The 14,102-nt window shown below is 75.7% G+C and carries 15 protein-coding genes and 1 pseudogene; 2 read left to right on the top strand and 14 right to left on the bottom strand.

The features are described from left to right. Positions 1-179: 179 nt before the first annotated feature. From AB0J86_RS29940 to AB0J86_RS29970, 7 genes are all read right to left on the bottom strand, one after another. Positions 180-1,673, bottom strand: coding sequence for an MFS transporter (locus tag AB0J86_RS29940; protein ID WP_363860991.1), 1,494 nt, complete (start codon positions 1,671-1,673; stop codon positions 180-182). A gap of 328 nt (positions 1,674-2,001) precedes the next feature. Then, positions 2,002-2,208 (bottom strand): hypothetical protein, encoded by a 207-nt coding sequence (locus AB0J86_RS29945; RefSeq protein ID WP_363860992.1) that lies wholly within the window; start codon positions 2,206-2,208, stop codon positions 2,002-2,004. A gap of 30 nt (positions 2,209-2,238) precedes the next feature. Then, complete coding sequence (locus tag AB0J86_RS29950) at positions 2,239-2,511, bottom strand: DUF4235 domain-containing protein (RefSeq protein WP_363860993.1); 273 nt, start codon at positions 2,509-2,511, stop codon at positions 2,239-2,241. A gap of 103 nt (positions 2,512-2,614) precedes the next feature. After that, on the bottom strand, positions 2,615-3,481 hold the full coding sequence (locus AB0J86_RS29955) for an SDR family oxidoreductase (protein WP_363860994.1): 867 nt from the start codon (positions 3,479-3,481) through the stop codon (positions 2,615-2,617). A 106-nt stretch (positions 3,482-3,587) separates the two neighbouring features. Continuing rightward, positions 3,588-4,004 (bottom strand): CBS domain-containing protein, encoded by a 417-nt coding sequence (locus AB0J86_RS29960; protein ID WP_363860995.1) that lies wholly within the window; start codon positions 4,002-4,004, stop codon positions 3,588-3,590. A 61-nt stretch (positions 4,005-4,065) separates the two neighbouring features. Next, positions 4,066-4,941 (bottom strand): cytochrome c oxidase assembly protein, encoded by an 876-nt coding sequence (locus tag AB0J86_RS29965; protein WP_363860996.1) that lies wholly within the window; start codon positions 4,939-4,941, stop codon positions 4,066-4,068. Then, on the bottom strand, positions 4,938-5,477 hold the full coding sequence (locus AB0J86_RS29970; RefSeq protein ID WP_363860997.1) for a DUF2243 domain-containing protein: 540 nt from the start codon (positions 5,475-5,477) through the stop codon (positions 4,938-4,940). The genes AB0J86_RS29965 and AB0J86_RS29970 overlap by 4 nt, the downstream gene beginning before the upstream one ends. A gap of 151 nt (positions 5,478-5,628) precedes the next feature. Between AB0J86_RS29970 and AB0J86_RS29975 the strand changes: the two genes are divergently transcribed. Together AB0J86_RS29975 and AB0J86_RS29980 are read left to right on the top strand one after the other, a co-directional pair. After that, positions 5,629-6,045, top strand: coding sequence for a DUF2267 domain-containing protein (locus tag AB0J86_RS29975; protein WP_363860998.1), 417 nt, complete (start codon positions 5,629-5,631; stop codon positions 6,043-6,045). 105 nt (positions 6,046-6,150) lie between these two features. Then, positions 6,151-7,260, top strand: coding sequence for a nucleotide disphospho-sugar-binding domain-containing protein (locus AB0J86_RS29980; protein WP_363860999.1), 1,110 nt, complete (start codon positions 6,151-6,153; stop codon positions 7,258-7,260). 64 nt (positions 7,261-7,324) lie between these two features. On the opposite strand, the gene AB0J86_RS29985 is transcribed toward AB0J86_RS29980, so the two are convergent. From AB0J86_RS29985 to AB0J86_RS30015, 7 genes and pseudogenes are all read right to left on the bottom strand, one after another. Next, positions 7,325-8,308, bottom strand: a complete 984-nt coding sequence (locus tag AB0J86_RS29985) for a DNA topoisomerase IB (protein ID WP_363861000.1) — start codon at positions 8,306-8,308, stop codon at positions 7,325-7,327. 370 nt (positions 8,309-8,678) lie between these two features. After that, positions 8,679-9,509 (bottom strand): annotated as a pseudogene (locus tag AB0J86_RS29990) (glycosyltransferase family 9 protein); the annotation flags it as partial. Then, positions 9,506-10,201, bottom strand: a complete 696-nt coding sequence (locus AB0J86_RS29995) for an SDR family oxidoreductase (RefSeq protein WP_363861001.1) — start codon at positions 10,199-10,201, stop codon at positions 9,506-9,508. The pseudogene AB0J86_RS29990 and the gene AB0J86_RS29995, both read right to left, overlap by 4 nt. Further along, positions 10,198-11,790 (bottom strand): PfkB family carbohydrate kinase, encoded by a 1,593-nt coding sequence (locus tag AB0J86_RS30000; RefSeq protein WP_363861002.1) that lies wholly within the window; start codon positions 11,788-11,790, stop codon positions 10,198-10,200. The genes AB0J86_RS29995 and AB0J86_RS30000 overlap by 4 nt, the downstream gene beginning before the upstream one ends. Further along, entirely contained in the window at positions 11,787-12,587 is an 801-nt protein-coding gene (locus AB0J86_RS30005; protein WP_363861003.1) for an SIS domain-containing protein, read from the bottom strand. Before AB0J86_RS30005 ends, AB0J86_RS30000 begins: the two co-directional genes overlap by 4 nt. Further along, the gene (locus AB0J86_RS30010) at positions 12,587-13,804 is read right to left on the bottom strand and encodes a glycosyltransferase (protein ID WP_363861004.1); all 1,218 of its coding nucleotides are present in this window, start codon (positions 13,802-13,804) and stop codon (positions 12,587-12,589) included. The genes AB0J86_RS30005 and AB0J86_RS30010 overlap by 1 nt, the downstream gene beginning before the upstream one ends. Continuing rightward, positions 13,795-14,102: glycosyltransferase (locus tag AB0J86_RS30015; RefSeq protein ID WP_363861005.1), on the bottom strand; the 308-nt coding region annotated here is incomplete at its 5' end. The genes AB0J86_RS30010 and AB0J86_RS30015, both read right to left, overlap by 10 nt.

The raw sequence follows: 14,102 nt of genomic DNA on the forward strand, positions 1-14,102 counted from the left end.
TTGACGGTCATTGTTACGTGAAAAATCGACGATAGTCAATCACAGTTGGAAACTTTCCTACTACGAGCGGCAACGGTCCGGTGCCGGCCCGCCGGGCGGTCCGGGCCGCACCCCCGCACGACCCGGACCGCCGGTGGCTACTGCGGGCCGCACCCCCGCACGACCCGGACCGCCGGTGGCTACTCCGCCGCGGCGGGCCCGGCCAGCAGCGGGGCCGCGGTCGCGTCGGGCGCGCGCCCCGGTACGGCACCCGCCTCGCCGCGCGCCGGCGCCGTACCGGCCACCCGCCCTGCGCGACGGGCCCCCGGCACGACCAGCGCCACCGCCACGGCGGCCAGTGAGATCAGCGTGAGCGTCACGAAGCCGTGGGTGAAGCCGGCCTCCCGGGGCGTACCGTCGCTGCCCGCGCCGGCGGTGACGATGCCGCTCATCACCACGGCACCGATCGAGCCGCCGATGGTACGGATGTTCGCGTTCATGCCGCTCGCGGCGCCGGTCTGACCCGCCGGCACGCTTCCCACGATCAGGTTCGTCATGGCCGAGAAGGCCAGGCCGATGCCGAGGCCGAAGACGCCGGCCGCCGCGCCGACCTCCCACCGCGTGTCGTGCGCCAGCACGAGCAGGGCGCAGGCGAGCGCACCCAGGGCGGAGCCCGTGGCCAGCTGCGCCTTCAGCCCGAAGACCGGTTGCAGGCGGCCGCTGGCCATGCCGGCCACGAACATGGTGACCAGCATCGGCAGCATCAGCAGCCCCGCCTCGGTGACGCTCGCGCCGAAGCCGTACCCGGCGCCCGCGGGAGCCTGGGTGAACTGCGGGAGGAAGGCGTACAGGGCGAACATCGCCGCCCCGAAGAGCAGCGCGACCAGGTTGGTCGTCCAGACCGCCGGCAGGCGGAGCGTACGCATGTCGATCAGCGGGTTCGCCGAGCGTGCCTCGGTGACCACCCAGAGGGCGGCGAGCACGACCGCGACGGCGAGCAGCCCGAGCACCCGGCCCGACAGCCAGCCCCAACCCGGCCCCTCACTGACCGCGAGCAGCAGCGCGACGAGCCAGCCGGAGAGCAGGCCGGCCGCCGGCCAGTTGATCCGCCCGGGGGTCCGTACCGGGGACTCGGGCACCAGCAGGTGCGCCGCCAGCGCCGTGGCGAGCACCACCACGGTGGGGATCCAGAAGAGCCAGCGGTAGTCGAGCGTGGCCACGATCGGGCCGGCGAGCACCACGCCGAGGCCGCCACCGGCGGCGATGACGGCGGAGATCATGCCGACCGCCGTCGGTACCCGGGCCGGCGGGAACTCGTCGCGGATGATGCCGAACGAGAGCGGGAAGACGGCGCCGCCGACGCCCTGGACGACGCGGGCCACGATGAGCATGCCCACGCTCTGGGCGACCCCGGCCAGCAGGCAGCCGACCGCGAGCCCGACCAGCGCGAGGACGAGGGTACGTTTGCGGCCGACCGAGTCGCCGACCCGTCCCAGGATCGGTGTGCAGATCGAGGCGGAGAGCAGGTACGCGGTCAGCACCCAGGTCACGGTGTTCCGCGAGGTGTGCAGCTCCTGCTGGATGGTGGGGAGCACCGGGCTGATCAGCGATTGCAGCATCGCGAAGAACCCGGCGCCGGCCGCGAGAACGGCGAAGGTCGAGCGGCGCGTGGCGCCGCCGGTGGTCCAAGCCACGGAGGTAGCTCCATTCCTGAAGATCGCGATGACCGGCGTACGGTTGCCGGCCGCGCCACCGCGGGGGCGGCGCGGGGCCCGCGGTCTCGACACGGGTCCCGGGGGCGGGCGGGGCCGCCGGCGGAGGGGGCAGAATAAGTGGAGGCCACCCTCCGACGGCCAACATACCGGAGGCATGCCTCCGCATGCAAGCGCCGAGATCTTCAGGGGCACGTGATCTTCAGGGAAGCGCGGAGCGGGAGAGGGCCCCTCGCCAGCGCGCGAGGGGCCTATTGCGGGGAAACTGCGAGATCGGCCGCCAAGATCGGGGCTGCGGAGATCGGGGCGGTCAGCCGATGGCCGTGATCCGGGCCAGTAGATACCCGAGGACCGCCGTTCCGGCGCCCAGGACGAGCGCGACCACGACCGCCAGCGCCGGGCCGCCCCCGGCACCGGTCGTCAGCCCGCAGCCGGCGCCGAGGCCGACCAACAGGCCGACCCCGGCACCGAGGCGGGCCCGCCGCCGCAGGTGCCTGCCGAACTCCTCGTCGAGCACGTCCGGACCCCGCCTGGCCGGCTCAGCCGCTCACGCCGGCCACCGCCCGGTGACCCGCCGTACGCCGATGGCCCCACCGCGGTCCACGGCCGCCTTCACCACCGCGAAGATGGCGCCCTGGAGCGCGGCGGCGACCAGGATCTCGCCCCAGCCGCGGTCCTCGTCGGTCGCGTCGGGCGCGTCGCCGTCGCCGCCCACCCGCTTCCAGACCTGCTTGAAGACCAGTCCCGCGACCGCGCCGGCGGTCATGCCCAGCACCAGCCCGACCGGCTGGTAGGCCAGCTTTCCGAGTACCTTTCCCACGGACACCTCCCGTCGTTGCCGAACCCGTCGTTGCCGAACCCGTCGTTGCCGAAGCTGTCGTTGCCGGCCGCCAGACCGGTGCCGTACCGGCGGCCACCGGTGCTCAGCCGGGCAGGGTGAGGCCCCCGATCGGGGCCAGCACCTCGCCGCTGTAGTACGAGGAGAGCTGGTCGCTGGCGAAGAAGACGTACGACGGGGCGATCTCGTCCGGTTGGGCGGCCCGGCCCATCGGTACCTGCTGGCCGAACTCCTGCACCTTGTCGGGCGGGAAGGTGGCCGGGATCAGCGGGGTCCAGACCGGCCCGGGCGCCACGCAGTTGACCCGGATCTTCTTCTTCACCAGCGACTGCGCCAGCGAGTACGTGAACGCGATGATCGCGCCCTTGGTGGCCGAGTAGTCGATCAGGTGGTCGTTCCCCTTGAGACCGTTGATCGACGCGGTGTTGATGATGGACGAGCCCGGTGGCAGGTGCTCCAGCGCCGCCTTCGTGATCCGGTAGTAGCTGTGGATGTTGACGTTGAAGGTGTGCTGCCACTGCTCCTCGGAGATCTCGCCCAGCGAGTCGGCCGGCTGCTGGTACGCCACGTTGTTGACGAGCAGGTCCAGCCCGCCGAGCTGGTCGACGGTACGCGACACCACCTCGCGGCAGTGCGCCACCTCGCCGAGGTCGCCCGGGAGCAGTACGCAGCGGCGGCCCGCCGCCTCGACCAGTTCGGCCGTACGCCGGGCGTCCTCGTGCTCGCTCAGGTAGGCGATCGCGACGTCGGCGCCCTCCTTCGCGAAGGCCACCGCCACCGCCCGGCCGATGCCCGAGTCGCCGCCGGTCACCAGGGCCCGCCGGCCCTTGAGCAGGTCCCGCCCGACGTAGTCGGCCATGCGGTCGCGCGGAGTCGGTTCCATCTCGTCCGACTTGCCGGGGTACGGCTGCTCCTGCGGACGGGGTTGAGGCATGTGCTCGGGAGACGTCATTTCTTACCTATACCCCTATCATGCGATTCTGTACCGTAATGCCGGACCGGCGAGCCGGGCCGGGGGCGACCGAACCGACTCGCCCGGGCCGGGGCGGCGGTCGCGGTCAGCCCTGGGAGATCGCGTCGACGAGATCGCCGACCGGACGGTCGGGCAGGGCGCGCGCCACGTCCGCGACCGCGACGATCCCGACCAGGTCGTGACCGTCGATGACGGGCAGCCGGCGCACCTGGTGGCTGCCCATGGTGCGCAGGATCTCCTCGGCGTCGTCGTCCGCGCCGATGGTCACCGGCTTGCCCTGGGCCAGTTCGCCGGCGGTGACACCGTGCGGGTCCCGCCCCTCGGCGAGCACCTTCACCACGATGTCGCGGTCGGTGAGCATGCCCTTGAGCCGGTTGTCCTTACCGCAGATCGGCAGCGCGCCGACGTCCAGTTCGGACATCCGGCGGGCCGCGGTGACCAGGTCGTCGTCCTCGCCGACGCAGGCGGCCCCGGGGGTCATGATTTCTCGGGCGGTCGTCATCGCATACCTCGCTCCGCTGGATGGAATGGTTACCGTCCATCAGGTACCCAGCGACAACGGGTCAAACGCCTGTTCCGGGCGCGGCGGGCGCGCCGCCGTCCGTCCGCCCGCCGGGCCGGCCCGCTGCGGCCGGGACCAGGGGCCGCCGCCGGTCCGCTGCGGCCGGGGCGAGGTGCCGCCGCCGGCGCGGACCGGGGCGCCACATTGCGAGCAGGGCCAGGGCGAGCAGGATCTCCGCGAGGTCCCCGCCGTAGTACATGAGCACGGCGCCGGCGCGCACCTCGTCGGCGGGTACCGCCGGGCCGAGGAGCAGGCCGGCGTACATCAGCTGGGCGAGCGTGGCGTGCCCGGCGACCGCGACGCCGAGCAGGACCAGCCGTACCGGCACCGGCAGCCGGCGCGGTCCCGGGTCCGGGCCCGCGATCAGCCAGGCGAAGAGGTAACCGCCGACGAACAGGTGGGCGTGGACCAGCGCGTGCACGCTCGGGTACGCCTGCGCGAGCCGGTAGGCCGGGGTGAGGTAGAGCAGGTAGAGCCCGCCGAGGTTGGCCGCGAGCACCGGTACCGGGTGCGCGAGCAGCCGTACGGGTCGGCCGTGCAGCAGCCGTACGAGCCGCCGGGCGGGGCCGGTGCCGGCGGCCCGCAGCAGCAGCGTGACCGGCGCGCCGAGCGCCAGGCCCAGCGGGGCGAGCATCCCCACCAGCAGGTGCTGCAACACGTGCCCGGTGAAGTCACCGGTCCGCGCGACCGGTCCGGTCAGCGCGGCCAGCGCGGCGGCGGCCCCGGCGGCGAAGCTCGCCGTGCGCCACCGGCTCCAGCCCCGCCCGCCGGCCCGTTCCCGGGACGCGGCCAGCAGGTAGCCGGCGACCACGGCGAGGACCGGCACGGCGAGCGCGAGCGAGCCGGTCGCGTCGGGCCCGCCGTGGGCGGTGCTCACCCGGGCCGGCCGGCACCCGGGGCCGGCCCCGGTGCGGCCCCGACCCCGGTACGGGCGAGCAGCAGGCCGACCGCGAGCAGTACGACGCCGAGCAGCAGGAAACCGATGTCCCACCAGAGCTGCCACGGGCCCCCGTGCACGTGGTGGATGCCGAGGACGTGGTGGTCGAGCACGCCCTCGACCAGGTTGAACAGGCCCCAGCCGACCAGCGCCCAGCCCCACAGCGCCCGGGAGCGGACCAGGCGGGCGCGGCCGTCGGTGACCCGGGCCGCCAGCAGGGCCAGTCCGCCGAGCACCGCGACCCAGGTGACCACGTGGAAGATGCCGTCCCAGAGCGTGTTGATGCGCAGACCGGGGACGGTGTCGGTCGGGTACCGCCGGATGCCGACGTTGTCGCTGCCGGTACTGCTCAGCAGGTGGTGCCACTGCAGCACCTGGTGCAGGAGGATGCCGTCCACGAAGCCGCCGAGACCCACGCCGAGGATGATCCCCGGGCCGCGCAGGCCCGACGACGCGAGCCGCTGCGAACTCCGCATCGCCGCAGCTTACCCAGAAAACGGGCAAAACTGCGCAATCGACGCGCCCAGCGGGGCGGCCGGTACGGCACGCCCTCCGGGTACGGGAGCGCGGTTTCGTGAACCCGTACCCGGGTAGACCGCCGCGACGTCCGTCCGGAAGGAGAACCAGGTGGTCTACGACGACTTCATCGGCGCGGTGGCCCGGCGGACCGGCGTGTCCGGCACGGACGCGGCAGCGATCACCGAGGCCACCCTGACGACGCTGGCGGACCGGATCAGCGGGGGTGAGGCCGAGGACCTCGCGGGCGCGCTGCCGGACCGGCTCGGGGCGTACCTGAACAAGGCGCCGACCCGCGAGCCGGCGGAGTCGTTCGGGCTCGGCGAGTTCGTCCGGCGGGTGACGGAACGGGCGGGGGTGGACGACGTGGCCGCCGACGGCGGCCTCCGCGCGGTCTTCGCCACACTGCGGGAGGCGGTCGCCGAGCATCGGTTCGACGACGTGGTCGCCCAGTTCCCGAAGGACCTGCGGGAGGCCGCCGAGCCGACCGGGTCGCGGGTCGGCGCCCGGCGCGGCCCGCTGCGCTGACCGTTCTCCCGGCGGGGTGCCGGCCGCCGTGTCCACGGTGGTCCGGGCTTACTACGGTGGCCCCCGGACCATTTCGACCGGACACGGCCGGCCCAGGAGGCACACGTGCGGGTTCTCTTCGTTTCGGCACCGCTGATCGGTCACCTCTTCCCGATGGTCGGCCTCGCCCGGGCCATGCGCGACGCCGGTCACGAGGTGCTGCTGGCGGCCGGGGGTGACGCCATCGCGACACCGCTGGCCGGCCTGCCGGTCGCCGAGACGGCGCCCGGCTTCGACCTCGGCCGCATCGCGCGCCGGCTCCTGCCCCGCCACCCGCTGATCGCCCGCGCGGAGCTGGCCGGTACCGCGGGCACGCGCGGCGTGGCGCTGCTCTTCGGCGCGGTCAACGACGTGCTCGCCGCCGGCGTGCTGCGGCTCGCCGAACGGTGGCGGCCGGACCTGGTGGTGCACGAGCCGCTCGCCGTAGCCGGGGCGCTCGCCGCCGCCCGGATCGGCGTACCGGCGGTGCTGCACGGCAGCAGCCTCTTCGACGACGCCGAGCTGGTACGCGTCATCTCGGCCGCCATGCGGCAGAACCGGCGCGCCGGCCCGCCCCCGATCGCGGCCACGCTGACCACCGCGCCGGCCAGCCTCGTCGAGCGGCAGGACGCCACGCCGATGCGGCCCACACCGTACGGCGGCGAGGGCGAACTCCCCGACGCGCTGCGCGAACCGGCCGACCGGCCACGCATCCTGGTCAGCCGCAGCACCATCGCCGGTCCCGGCGGGGGCGACCTGACCGGCGCCGTCGTCGCCGCCGCGGCCCGGGTCGACGCCGAGATCGTCCTGATCCGGCCCGACCTGAAGCCGTCCCGCCTCGACGCGCTACCGTCCAATGTGCGCACCGTCGGGTGGACGCCGCTGCCGCTCGCGCTGCCCGGCTGCGCCGGCATCGTGCACCACGGCGGCGCCGGTACCGTGCTGGCGGCGCTCGCCGCCGGCGTACCGCAGCTCGTGGTTCCCGGCCCGGGCGACCGCCGGCACAACGCGCTGGCCGTGGCCGGCCGAAACGCCGGGCTGGCGGTACCGACCCGGCAGATCACCGCCGAACGGCTGCGGCAACTGGTCACGGACCCGGCGCTGGCCAAGGCCGCGACCGAGGTACGCGACGAGATCGCGGCGATGCCCGCCCCCGCCGAACTGGTCCCGACACTCGCCGCCCTCGCCGGCGCGTAGCGGAAGCCGGGTCAGCGGGTTCCCGGCGTGGCCGGGTCGGCGCGGGCAGGGCCCGCCGCTCCGCTCAGCCCTCGGCGAGCAGGGCCAGCACGGCCCGCTCCGTCTCCTCCAGGCCGGCGTCGGGCGGTACGTCGACCACCGTCCCGTCCTGGAACAGGTCGACGACCCGCGGGTTCACGTACGAGGCGCGCGCCACGGCCGGGGTGTTGCCGAGCAACTCGGCCACGTCCCGCATCACCGCGGCGACCGTACGCTTGCGCTTCGTGGCCGAGGACTGCGGCCCGGCGGCGGCCAGCCGCGTCGCGGCCAGTACGGTCGCGTGCCAGGTCCGGAAGTCCTTGGCGGTGAGGTCCACGCCGCTCGCCTCGCGCAGGTAGTCGTTCACCTCGTCGGCGTGCACGTCGCGCCACCTGCTCCCGTCCCAGTAGCCGAAGAGCCGCTCCGCACCCCGGCGGCGCCGCCGCAGGTCGCGCAGGACCCGGCAGACGTCGGGGTCGTCGACCCGGCGGACCTGTTCGATCCCGCCCTTGGCCGGGAACTCCAGCACCACGCAGCCGCCCTGCCCCCGGGCGTGCTCCGGGCGCAGCGTCGAGACCCCGAAGGTGGGTTCCTCGCCGGCCGCGTACTGGTCGCCGCCGACCCGGAACATGCCCAGGTCCAGCAGCTTCGCGACGGTGGCCAGCACCCGCTCCCGGCACAGTCCTCGGCCGCGCAGGTCGGCGTCGACCCGTTTGCGCAGGTCGGGCAGGTGTCGGGCGATCTGGAGCACGTGCGCGAACTTGGCCCGGTCCCGCTTGGCCCGCCACACCGGGTGGTACAGGTACTGCTTGCGACCCGCGTCGTCGATGCCGGTGGCCTGGATGTGCGCGCGCGGGTCGGGCGAGATCCAGACGTCCCGCCAGGCCGGCGGGATGACCAGTTCCCGCAGCCGGCGCAGCTCGTCCGGGTCGCCGATCGGCCGCCCGTCGAGGCCGACGAAACTGACGCCCCGGCCCCGGCGCCGCCGGCCGTATCCGGGTTTGCTGAGGTCAGCGCGGCGTAGCCGCATCCACCGCCACCTCCTCCACCCGCTCGACGGCGGCCAGCACCTCGTCCACCCGCAGCGCCGCCAGCGCCGGATGCGGCGCGTCGGCGGGCCGGCCGACCCGTCCGCCGGCCGTGGCGGGTGGTACCCCGTCCGCCGTCGCGCCAACCGCCCCGGACGCCGAGGGGTGCGCCACACCCGGGTCGCCGCCCGCGTCCCGGCGGGAAGGCCGGGCCGCCGCCGCAGGCTTGCCACCAGCCGGGCCGGGGGGCCGTGCCGCCGCCACGTCCGGTCCGGCAGCCGGGCCGGGCTTCTCCGGACCGGGCTCCTCCGGGCGGGATCCCGCCGCCGGCGGGCGGGGAGCCGGGACCGGGGTGGCCGGCGGTGCGGCCGGGCCCGCCCAGAGGGCCCGGTGCCAGGGCCGGTCCGGCGGCGGTCCCCAGAGCGCGGGCGCGACCGGACCGAAGAGCAGCACCGACGGGATCGCGTAGCCGGTGGCGAGGTGCCCGATGCCGGTGTCCCCGCTCACCAGCAGCCGGGCGTGCGCGACCAGTGCGGCCAGCTCGCCGACGTCCATGGCGCCCGCCAGCACCGCGGTGGCGGACAGGCCGGCGCGGGCGGCGACCTGCCCGGCGAGGTCGCGCTCGGCCGCCGAGCCGGTCACCACCACCCGGTGGCCCCGCGCGGTCAGCTCCCGCGCCACGGCGGCGAAGCGCTCCGCCGGCCAGCGCCGCTGCGGTGCCTTCGCGCCGGGATGCACGATGGTCACCCCGACCGGCATCCGGCCGGGTGCCGGGCGGCGCAGCGCGAGGTCGTCCGGGTCGGCCGGGATGCCGTACCAGTCGAGCAGGCGGCACCAGCGGTGCACCTCGTGCTCGTCGGGGCGCCACCGGGGGCCGTCGGTGTGCCCCGCCTCCGGGCAGTGGTACGCCAGGAGCCGCCGGGGGTCGGCGGCCCGCAGCAGCCGGTGCGACTCCGGGCCACGCCCGTGCAGGTTGACCGCCAGCTCCGGACCGCGCACCGGCCACTCGTACGGGCCGAGCCGGTCGGTCCCGTCCAGGTCGATCAGCCGGTCCACCCCGCCGACCAGCTCCACCAGCGGGGCGAGCCAGCGCGGCGCGGCCAGCGCCAACACCCGGTCCGGATGGGCGGCCCGCAGCGCGCGCAGGGCCGGCGCCGCGGTGGCGAGGTCGCCGATGCCGAGCGCCCGCAGCGCCAGGATCACGGGTACGAGCTCTCCCGGTCCGCGCAGACGACGAGCTCCCGTACCGCGCAGCCGGGCGGCTGGGAGAGGGCGAACATGACCGCCTGCGCCACGTGGGCCGGGTCGTTGAGCACCGCGTCCGGGCCGGGGCGGTACTGCTCGGTACGGTCGTCGAAGAAGGCGGTCCGCATGCCGCCCGGCACCAGCAGGGTGACCCCGACCGAACCGGCCAGCTCGGCCGCGAGCGCCCGGGTGAAGCCGACCACGCCGAACTTGGCGGCGCAGTACGCGGTCGCGTCGCTGACCGCCTTGACGCCCAGCGTCGAGGCGACCGTGACCACGTTGCCCCGGGACCGCTCCAAATAGGGCAGGGCGGCCCGGACGACCGCGGCGGTGGCGAGCAGGTCGACGGCGACGACCCGTTCCCAGGTCTCGGCCGGTACGTCCGCCAGCCGGCCCGGTACGTCCATGCCGGCCGCCGTGACCACCCCGTCCAGGCCACCGGCGCGGTCGGCCAGTTCCCGGGTGGCCGCCTCGGCGGCGCGCGTGTCGGCCAGGTCGCACTCGACCCACGGCACCCCGTCGGCGGGGGCCTGCCGGTCCAGCACGTACGGCCGGCCGCCGGCCTTGCCGACCGCCTCGACCACGGCCGCGCCGAGTCCGCTGGAACCGCCGGTGACCAGCACCGCGGAGCCGCTCACGTCGTTTCTCATCGTCGTCCCTTCGTCAGTTGGCGCCCGTTGGCGCGGGCCGCCGCGATGGTGCCGGTGGTGGATCTGCCATCGAGATAGGGCACGAGCACGCTCTGCCCACCCCAACGGCGTAGCTGTTCGGCCTCGGGCAGCTCCGGCCCGCCGGGGTCGCCGCCGCCGGTCTCGGCGTAGTCGCCGCCCTTGACCCAGACGTCCGGCCGCAGCCAGCTCAGCACCGCGTGCGGCGTCGACTCGTCGAAAATCAACACCGCGTCCACACAGCCCAACGCCGCGAGCAACCGGGCCCGGTCCGCCTGCGAGACCACCGGCCGACCATCGCCCTTCAACCCCGCCACGCTCTCGTCCGAGTTCAGGCAGACGATCAGACAGTCCCCCAACTGCCGGGCCGCCTCCAACGTCGCCACGTGCCCGGCGTGCAACAGGTCGAAACAGCCACCCGTGGCCACCACCGTGCCGCCGGCGGCACGTACCCGGGCCAGCACCGCCGCGACCGCCTCCCGGCCGACCGTCGGACCACCGTGTCCCGAGCCGCCGGGTCCCGGACCACCGTGTCCCGGACCGCCGTGTCCCGAGCCGCCGTTTCCTGGGGCGCCGTTGCCCGAACCGCCGGCCGCCGGGGTGCCCGTCTTCGCACCGTCGGGCCTCGACCCGCCCGTACCCGGGTCGCCGGCGCCACCGGCGTGGGCGGCTGCGCGCGGGTCCGGACGCAGGCCGGCCACCCCGCCGGACGCCACATAGGACGCGGCCGTCCGCACCGCCGTCTCGACCGCCTCCGACACCAGCGCGCCCTCGGCCAGCGCCGCTGCCGCCGCTGTGGCGAAGCGGTCACCCGCGCCGCAGGTGTCGCCCCCGTCGACCGGCTCGGCCGGTACGACCAGCGGCGTCGTGCCGCTGTGGCAGAGCAGCGCCCCGTCGCCGCCGAGCGTGACGGCGACCGCGTCGGCCCGCCACCGGTCCCGGACCAGCCGCGCGCCCCGGGTCACGGCGGGCAGGCGCGGACCGTCGGCCCGGTCGCCGGTGATCCGGTGCAGCTCGGCCTCGTTCGGGGTGACCAGCCGCGCCCCGGGTACCGCGATCGGGCCGCGCGGGTGCGGGTCCCAGACCACCGGCGCGGCGGTCGCACCGAGCGCGCGCCGCAGCTCCGGCTGCCGCGCCACGCCGCGCCCGTAGTCGCTGACCAGGATCGCCGCCGCGCCGGCCAGCACCTCGACGACCGCCTCCGGCGGCGGTCCCGGCGGCTCGGCCGAGCCACCCCGGTCCAACCGGAGCAGCACCTGCCCGCCGGCGCGCAGCCGGATCTTCTCGGGCGTGGCGCCGGGCAGCGGCAGCGGGTAGACCCGCACGCCCGCGGCGGCGAGCAGCTGCGCCAGGCGGGCGCCGCCGGGGTCGTCCGCCAGCGCCGTCACGAGTACCACGTCGTGGCCGTCGGCGGCGGCGAGCAGCGCGGCGAGCCCGGCCCCGCCGGGCCGGTCGGTGGCCGAGCGCTCGTCGAGCACCGGCGCGGGCGCGTCGGGACAGACCCGTTCGACGGTACCGTCGACGTCCCGGTCGAGCAGGGTGTCACCGACGATGACCAGGGGACCGCTCATGGCGTCTTCTCCTCCGGATCGGGGATCGCGGCGAGTAGCCGGCCCGCGCGCCGGTACGGCAGCGGGGCGTCCCGGCCGGCGCGGCCCGCCACGGCCCGGCCCTGGCGGGCGGCCGGCGGCGCCGGGGCGGCGCGCTCGCGCGGGCCGCCGGGAATCTCGTGCGGGCCGTCCTGCTTCCGCTGGCCGGGCCCGGCGTGCGGCCGGGACGTCGGGGCGGCGCCGAGCAGCGGCAGGGTGTGATCGACGTACTCGCAGAGCACGTGGGTCGAGACCAGGTGCAGCTCCTGCACCACCTGCGAGTCCTCGCACGGTACGGCGAGCACGTCGGCGCAGGCGTCGGCGAGGGGGTTGGGCGCCGGCCCGGTGAACGCCCAGCAGCGCAACCCCAACTCCCGACCCGCCCGCGCCGCCGCCAACAGGTTCGCGCTACGCCCACTGGTCGACATCAACAACAACACATCCCCCGGCCGACCATGCGCCCGCACCTGCCGCGCGAACACCTCCTCGAACCCGTAGTCGTTACCGATCGCCGTCACCGACGACGTCTCCGCGTGCAACGCGATCGCCGACAACGGCACCCGGTCCTCCCGCAACTTGCCCACCAGCTCCGCCGCCAGATGCTGCGCCTCCGCCGCACTACCCCCGTTGCCCGCCACCAGCAACCGACCACCCTCGACCAGGGTCTGCGCCAGGTCACGCCCCCAGCGGGAGAGGCGGCCGGCGGCCTGGCGGTACCCGGGCAGCGCCTGGGCGAGGCCGTGCAGGTGCGCGTCGAGCAGCAGCTTCTGTCCGGCCATCACGCCACCGCCCCGGTGGTCGGGCGGGTCGCCGCCACGGCCGCGTAGACCTCGCCCAGCCGGGCGGCGGTACGGGACCAGGTGTAGCGCCGGCGGATCCGTTCCAGCCCCGCGCGGCCGTACGCCGTCCGGCGCACCGGGTCGTCGAGCAGCCGGCGCAGGGCGACGCCGAGCGCGTCCGGGTCGCGGGGCGGGACCAGGTCCCCGGTCAGCCCGTCGACGACGGTGTCGATCAGGCCGCCGACCGCGCTGGCGACCACCGGCACGCCGCAGGCCATCGCCTCCAGCGGGGTCAACCCGAACGGCTCGTACCAGGGGGCCGTGACCAGCACGTCCGCCGAGCGGTACCAGGCGGCGATCTCGTCCCGGGGCACCGCGCCGACGAGGTGCACCCGGTCGCCGACGCCGCAGGAGTCGGCGAGCCGGCGCAGGCGGGCGGCGAACGGGTCGGCGGGCAGCGCCGACGCGGGCGGTCCACCGGCGATCACGCACTCGGCGTCGGGGACGGCCCGCAGCGCCCGGATGACGTCCTGGTAGCCCTTGCGCTCGACCAGCCGCCCGACGGAGAGGATCCGCGGCCGGCCGGGGGCCCGGACCACGACGGGGCCCTCCGGGCGGAAGAGCCGCTCGTCCACGCCGGAGGGCACGATCACGACGTGCTGCCTCGGTACCCCCATCCGGGCCAGCTCGTCCACCTCGTCGCGGCACTGCGCGACCACCCGGTCGACCCGCTCGCCGAGGCGCCGCTCGTGGGCGATCCGGCCGGGCGGGCTGGTGTCGGCGGGGCCCTGGTGCCGGCGCTTGACCGTGCCGAGCGCGTGGTACGTGAGCACCACCGGCACCCCGGTGTCGCCCGCCGCGGTGACGGCGGCGAGACCGCTCATCCAGAAGTGCGCGTGCGCCACGTCCGGCCGCCACAGGCCGTCCCGCCAGTGCCGTACCAGCCAGCGGCCGAACTCCTCCATGTACGGCAGCAGCCCGTCCTTGGGGATCGGTTCGGGCGGCCCGGCCGGTACGTGCACGACGGTCACCCCCTCGCACATGGGTACCGCCTCGGGTGTGGCGGGATCGTCCCGGCGCGTGTAGACCCGCACGTCGTGACCCGCCCTCGCCAGCGCGGCCGACAGCTCCGCGACGTGCGCGTTCTGGCCACCCGCGTCGGGGCCGCCCAGGGCCGCCAGCGGGCTGGCGTGCTCCGAGATCATCGCTATGCGCACAGCTCCTCCTCCAGTAGTCGGTCCCAGTCGGCGAGGAACCGGTCCAGGCCGTAGCGCTCGGCGGCGACCCGCCGCGCCTCGGCGCCGAGCCGGCGGGCGGCGTCCGGGTCCTCCAGCAGCCAGGCGGCCGCCTCGCGCAGGGTCCGCACGTTGGTCGAGAGCACCCCGGCGGTGGGCGGTACGGCCAGCACCGCCTCGGTGGTGGCCAGCACCACCACCGGCATCCCCATCGCCATCGCCTCGATCAGGCTCAGCCCGAGCGAGGTCCACCGGCACAGGTGCAGGTACGCCCGCCGCC

The sequence above is a fragment of the Micromonospora sp. NPDC049559 genome, assembly GCF_040676675.1.
Classification (GTDB): domain Bacteria; phylum Actinomycetota; class Actinomycetes; order Mycobacteriales; family Micromonosporaceae; genus JBFAPK01.

Coding starts and splice junctions, on each gene's coding strand:
- AB0J86_RS29955 (WP_363860994.1), bottom strand. CDS start 3,481: ATGACGTCTCCCGAGCACATGCCTCAACCCCGTCCGCAGGAGCAGCCG.
- AB0J86_RS30000 (WP_363861002.1), bottom strand. CDS start 11,790: ATGAGCGGTCCCCTGGTCATCGTCGGTGACACCCTGCTCGACCGGGAC.
- AB0J86_RS29960 (WP_363860995.1), bottom strand. CDS start 4,004: ATGACGACCGCCCGAGAAATCATGACCCCCGGGGCCGCCTGCGTCGGC.
- AB0J86_RS29995 (WP_363861001.1), bottom strand. CDS start 10,201: ATGAGAAACGACGTGAGCGGCTCCGCGGTGCTGGTCACCGGCGGTTCC.
- AB0J86_RS29970 (WP_363860997.1), bottom strand. CDS start 5,477: ATGCGGAGTTCGCAGCGGCTCGCGTCGTCGGGCCTGCGCGGCCCGGGG.
- AB0J86_RS30005 (WP_363861003.1), bottom strand. CDS start 12,587: ATGGCCGGACAGAAGCTGCTGCTCGACGCGCACCTGCACGGCCTCGCC.
- AB0J86_RS29985 (WP_363861000.1), bottom strand. CDS start 8,308: ATGCGGCTACGCCGCGCTGACCTCAGCAAACCCGGATACGGCCGGCGG.